Genomic DNA, 5442 nt, shown 5'->3' with positions numbered 1-5442 from the left:
TCAGGCAACCGTCTGTGGTGTTTGCAGAGCTAAGATTGGCGGCTTAGCGTTGCACTTCGGAGTTGAATCCGCCATTATCTATTTCAGATGAGGAATTGAACCTAGCGTAGGTTATTAATTATTGTCTATGACGCAGATAGAATAACTTATGCAGCATGTATATATATTCATAAATTGCGTCATAACCATCTGATTTTTAATATATTTTCATGACACACTATGTATTACTATATTTTCAATAAGCTTTGCAGAACTTGATATATAAATCAGTGATAATTGTATTTTATATACAATAAATTGAGCACGAATCCGCCAGGGGGAATAATTCCCATAAAGCATGAAGGGATAATAGCAGCGATAGAATCAGATTAACAATCTATGCACGGTTAGATAATTAAAATGGGAAAAAACCAACAACGGTATTAAATACTGTGTCTTTATAAGAAAAACCAGCAGAACCCACTATTACGCGAGATCTGCTGGTGTGAGTGTGTCAATTTATGCCGCTGACGAGACAATCGTTGCGACGATGTCCTTAACAATTTTCCGTCCGTCGATGCGTATGCAAACATCCACATTCGGTGATGAATTCCGCAACGGTACGGTTTGTCCAACGGTCAGTGTACCTGCCGTTTCGATACCAATTGCCATTTCCTGGAACTCACCCACCGCCTTATTTGCGGTCACCGCAACCGCTAACGGATCGTAGAGGACGCAGCCTTCCGACCATTCAAACATCGGGGCGTCAAAATAGGTGGAGCAAACCGTTTTGAACAGAGCGACGAACTCACTGTGCTCATCAACCCCTTCGATGTCCTCGCGCGTCAGCACCAGGCCACAGTCGGCGTTAGTGACATCCAGACTCACCATGGTTAACGGGATCCCGGCGCTAAACACGATATCCGCCGCCATTGGGTCGAACCAGACGTTGCATTCAGCGACCGGCGTGATATTACCCCTTCCCCATGTTGAATTCATCCCCAGCGCGCCCGCCATCATCACCACGTCTTTGATAAGCGGAACGATATCCGGCGCTTTGAGGATGGCGAGGGCCAGATTGCTCTGCGCACCGATGCACACCATCGTGATCTCACCGGGATGTTTGCGCACCAGATCGATAATTAATTCACTGGCGTGCATCCCACAGTGGGACTCACTTTCCGGCGGCAGCGGAATCATCCCTTCGCGGCCACGAGCACCGGCATACTCCTTTTGCAGAAGCTCAGGCAGCTTGCCGCTAAGCGGCGTGCCCATGCCAATGGCCACCGGAATGTCGGTGCGCCCGGCCACCTGCAAAATGCGGGTGGCACAGCGCGCCCCCAGGGCCGGAGGGCAGTTACCGAAAACGGTGGTGATGCCCAGCAGCTGAATGCGCGGATCCCGTAACGCCAGCATGATCGCTATCGGATCGTCAGCATCCGTTCCGGGAATGCCAATGGCCGGGTCTGTATCAATGATGATTTTACGTTGCTCTGTCACGGTCATAACCTCTGTTAGAGTCCCATATCCAGCAGTTTTGGCAGATTGTCTTTGTCCAGACTCTCAAGACTGTTGCCATACAGCGTATGGTTTTTCGCGTCGACACGCATGTCGCCCATGCCGTCGATTTTGGTGTCGTCTTTGATCTCAGTACCGCTGGTCAACATCTTACCGATACGCACGAAAATCTCACCGGCGGTCATTGGGTTCCAGATATAGCCACCTTTGATATCGCCGCTACGCACCAGGGATGCAGCCTGGCCCGGGCTGTATGCGCCAACTACGCAGACATCATTGCTCTTATTACGTCTTGCCACCGCACGACCCGCACCCACCGGCCCCGGCGAACCAAACGCCATCACGCCTTTAAAGTCCGGGTATTTGGACATCAGCTCATTGGTGACGCGCATGGAATCATCCAGCGATTCACCGGTACCGTACAAATCACCCACCTGTTTCATGTTCGGGTAGTGTGCTTTCTGGTAATCAATGGCCGCTTTCGCCCATTCGCGGTGCAGCGGAATGGTCAGGCTGCCGACGATAACGGCATACTCACCTTTCTCTTTCATGCACTTGGCCATCAGTTCCATATGGCGAATACCGAAGGTTGAGGCATCGACCATTTCGAAATCCCAGTCGGCGTATTTCTGCGCCGGAGATTCATGCACCACCACTTTGATGCCCGCATCTTTCGCTTTTTTCAGCACCGGCTCAAGCACTGCCGGGTCGACCGGCACCACACCGATGATATCGACTTTCTGGGTGATCAGGTCTTCAATCGCTTTCACCTGCTGCGCCGGATCCTGCGATGTCGGGCCAACCTGCCAGGCATCGATGCCCTGCTTTTTAGCCTCTTTTTTAATGCCCTCTTCCATTGAGTTAAACCACGGCGTACCCCCTACCTTAACCACCACTCCCATGCGAACAGGATTGTCAGCGCAGGCATAGCCACTTACCGTAAGGGAAAGAATCAGAGCTGCTATCTTTTTCATATTTCTACACTCCACGTATTTAATCGGTAATTACAATTACTGCTCATTGGCTGACTCAATAGTTCTCACGTTGAGTTCAGGGTACTTCTGCATTCGATTGACCGCTTCCGAGTACAGGGGCATGGCATTTGCCGCCCCGGTACGCTCCACGCAGACCGAGGCATAGGCAGAGGCAAAGAGCGCCGCCTCCTGGATGCCATTTCCTGCGGCGAGCCGTGCGGCAAGCGCGCCATTGAATGCATCTCCGGCTCCGGTCGTATCCACCGGTTGTGCCGGAAAAACGGGAATATGAAAGAACTGGCCTGACGTTGAGAGCAGTGCGCCCTGAGTGCCAAGGGTGATGATCAGCTGCTTAACGCCCTTCTGGTGCAGAATGCCCGCCGCCTCGATGGCGGAGGCAAAATCGGTGACCGTTTTGCCGCTCAGCTGCGACGCCTCGGTACTGTTAGGGGTCAGCAGATCGATACAGCCTAAAACCTCATTGCCAATCTTCTGCACTGGCGCGGGGTTAAGAATGATAAAAACGCCCGCCTGTCTGGCGTTTTTGATCATCTTTTCGATGGCGCTGAAATTGTTCTCCAGCTGCAACAGAAAGATATCTGCGGCGGCCACCGTCTGCTGGCAACGGTTGACTTCGGCGGCGGTGACCGTCAGGTTCGCACCGGGATAGACAGCAATCATGTTCTCGGCTTCATCGCCTGCCACATAGATCATCGCATTGCCGGTTGGCTTCTCTTTGCAGGTCAGCAGCGTGATGGCATCAAATCCGGTCTTTTCCAGATGGTGACGGGCGAAAACACCAAAATCATCGTTGCCGACCTTGCCGATATAGTGAACTCGCGCCCCGGCGCGCAATGCCGCCGTCGCCTGGTTTGCCCCTTTCCCGCCCGGCCCCATCATGCTGCTGTCGGCCACCAGTGATTCACCCGGTTGCGGAAAGCGGCGCATTTTGGTGACGATATCGAGGTTAAAGGAGCCGAAAACACAGACTTTTCCTTTCATGCGCGTTCTCCAAAGCAGCGTTTGGCCGCAAGGCAAGCCCCCCGGCATCCCGTCAAATCGGTGGAATGGCTAACAACGATGGTGAGGTTATTTTTAGTCAGCGGCGGGCGCAGGTAGCGCCGGATCTGCCCACGCAGTTCTTCGATAGGGAAATCCGCCATGCTCAGTACGCCGCCGCCAAGAAACAGGTATTGCGGGTCGAGAATGTTCATCTCACCGGCAATGGATTTTGCCAGGCGGCTGACAAACGCCGCCAGGTCAGGATGCGCCCGGTGTACAGAAAACAGCTCGCCAATGTGGGTATCCGGGGCATTGATGCCCGCCCACTGTGTCAGCCAGTGACCGGATGTCAGCGTCTCGACGCACCCGGCGTTGCCGCAGGGGCACGACTCGATATTATCAGCCCAGGGAGCGTGACCGATTTCCCCTGAACCGCCGTTGGCACCGTGATAAAAACCGCCGTCAATCCAGATGCTGTTGCCCATCCCGGTCCCGAGATACAGCCCGACGGCAATCTTCGGCATCTCCGCCAGTTGCATCATGTCCCAGAGCATCAGGTGGTTGACGTCTTTGTCCATCGCCACCGGAATATTAACCATGTGGCTCAGGTTCGCAGCGGCGGGCGTGTTATCCAGCGCTTGAATAAACGGCAGCGACACCACCTGCTGGCGATCCTGGCTGAGGATGCCCGGTAATCCGAGCATGATGCCCGATACCGTTTTACCTGCGGTCATCGCCTTTACGATATCCGCCAGAGAAGACAATGGCTCAGGTTGTCCGGTCCAGCTGTGGGTGGCGATTTTATGAAAACCGGACCACTCTCCCACGTCGTCAAGAAACAGAAATCGGGTGCTGGTACCGCCAACATCAATACCAAGCCATAACTTACGCATAATGACTCCTTTGACTACCTTTCCGCCGGTGAATATGCCAGTCCTGCGCGCAGGAAATAAGAGCAGTGTGTAATACGCAATCACTGATAAATATCGACACTGTTGCGTTCTACTGTTATGTGTAATGCTTTGTTTTACTCGCATCTAACGTGCTGCGTTTTACGGCACGGGCCAGGGTATATTTGGATTTAAAGAATTTCAGACCCAACACAACAATTAATACCGCACCCCACATTGCCAGACTGAAATGCTGGCTAATATTCATCAGATTTAATCCGGTGGATAATATTTGCAGCGAGATAAGTGAAAGCACGACGCCTGTCACCCGGCCAAATCCACCATTCGGGTCGGTGCCACCGAGAATAATCGCCAGTACCGTCAGTAGCAGATACGAATCGCCGTACCCCATACGCGCCGAGTTAAAGCGCGCCATCATTACCAGCCCCGCCAGTACACACAGCAGGCTGGAGATGACATACACCAGGATCAGCAGGCGATGCGTGTTCACCCCGCTGAACCAGGTCGCGTTGATATTGCTGCCGCCCATATAGATGCATTTTCCGGCGCGGGTTTTCCCCAGAAACAGCGCCATCAGCGCCGCGGTGATCAGGAACAACCACAGGGGGATCGGCACACCGAAAAAGGTCTCAGAACCCAGCGCCCGCACCACGTCTGGCATACCACTGACCGCCGCACCGCGCGTCAACCAGATGCCAATGCCGTTGACAGTCATCATCGTGGCCAGGGTCACCAGAATCGGATGCGCCCCCACTTTTGGCACCATCAGCCCGGTAATCACACCGATAATGACCGCAATCACCACTGCCCCGGCGATGGCCGCCAGCAGCATCAGCAACTGCATGGCCGTTCCGCTTTCTGGCGGCAGGAAGCTAATCAAAAACCAGGCGATATACAGCGCCGTCAGGTTGGCCGTCGCAATAATGCACAAATTTAATCCACCGCTCAGAATGGCAATAAACATCGCCAGCGTCAGTAAGCCTAGGCTGTGTCCCTTAATCACCTGAGTTATAGTAACTGTCTTTTTCAACAACATATTGAACTATGGCTCGCTACGA

5 protein-coding genes are annotated in these 5442 nt (G+C 53.3%); all 5 read right to left on the bottom strand.

Annotated features, from left to right (window positions below; genetic code table 11):
- Window positions 1–498: 498 nt before the first annotated feature.
- The gene (locus ACSZPU_RS22915) at window positions 499–1485 is read right to left on the bottom strand and encodes a nucleoside hydrolase (protein WP_499003534.1); all 987 of its coding nucleotides are present in this window, start codon (window positions 1483–1485) and stop codon (window positions 499–501) included.
- 8 nt (window positions 1486–1493) lie between these two features.
- Window positions 1494–2471 carry a substrate-binding domain-containing protein gene (locus tag ACSZPU_RS22910; RefSeq protein ID WP_499003529.1) on the bottom strand — a complete coding sequence of 326 codons (978 nt, stop codon included), beginning with the start codon at window positions 2469–2471 and terminating at the stop codon, window positions 1494–1496.
- Between the two features lie 36 nt (window positions 2472–2507).
- Window positions 2508–3473 (bottom strand): ribokinase, encoded by a 966-nt coding sequence (rbsK, locus tag ACSZPU_RS22905; protein ID WP_499003525.1) that lies wholly within the window; start codon window positions 3471–3473, stop codon window positions 2508–2510.
- Window positions 3470–4366: an allose kinase gene (gene alsK, locus ACSZPU_RS22900; RefSeq protein ID WP_499003522.1), complete on the bottom strand. Its 897-nt coding sequence runs from the start codon at window positions 4364–4366 to the stop codon at window positions 3470–3472. The genes rbsK and alsK overlap by 4 nt, the downstream gene beginning before the upstream one ends.
- 115 nt (window positions 4367–4481) lie before the next feature.
- A complete protein-coding gene (locus ACSZPU_RS22895; RefSeq protein ID WP_499003518.1) occupies window positions 4482–5387 on the bottom strand; it encodes an ABC transporter permease in 906 nt (301 codons plus the stop codon).
- Window positions 5388–5442 lie beyond the last annotated feature (55 nt).

The sequence above is a fragment of the Phytobacter sp. V69 genome (assembly GCF_965644215.1).
In the GTDB taxonomy this organism is placed as follows: Bacteria; Pseudomonadota; Gammaproteobacteria; order Enterobacterales; family Enterobacteriaceae; genus Phytobacter.
The sequence above is the reverse complement of the archived record's forward strand: the minus strand, read 5'-3'. Positions and strand labels throughout refer to the sequence as shown.

Coding starts and splice junctions, on each gene's coding strand:
- ACSZPU_RS22915 (WP_499003534.1), bottom strand. CDS start 1,485: ATGACCGTGACAGAGCAACGTAAAATCATCATTGATACAGACCCGGCC.
- ACSZPU_RS22910 (WP_499003529.1), bottom strand. CDS start 2,471: ATGAAAAAGATAGCAGCTCTGATTCTTTCCCTTACGGTAAGTGGCTAT.
- rbsK (WP_499003525.1), bottom strand. CDS start 3,473: ATGAAAGGAAAAGTCTGTGTTTTCGGCTCCTTTAACCTCGATATCGTC.
- alsK (WP_499003522.1), bottom strand. CDS start 4,366: ATGCGTAAGTTATGGCTTGGTATTGATGTTGGCGGTACCAGCACCCGA.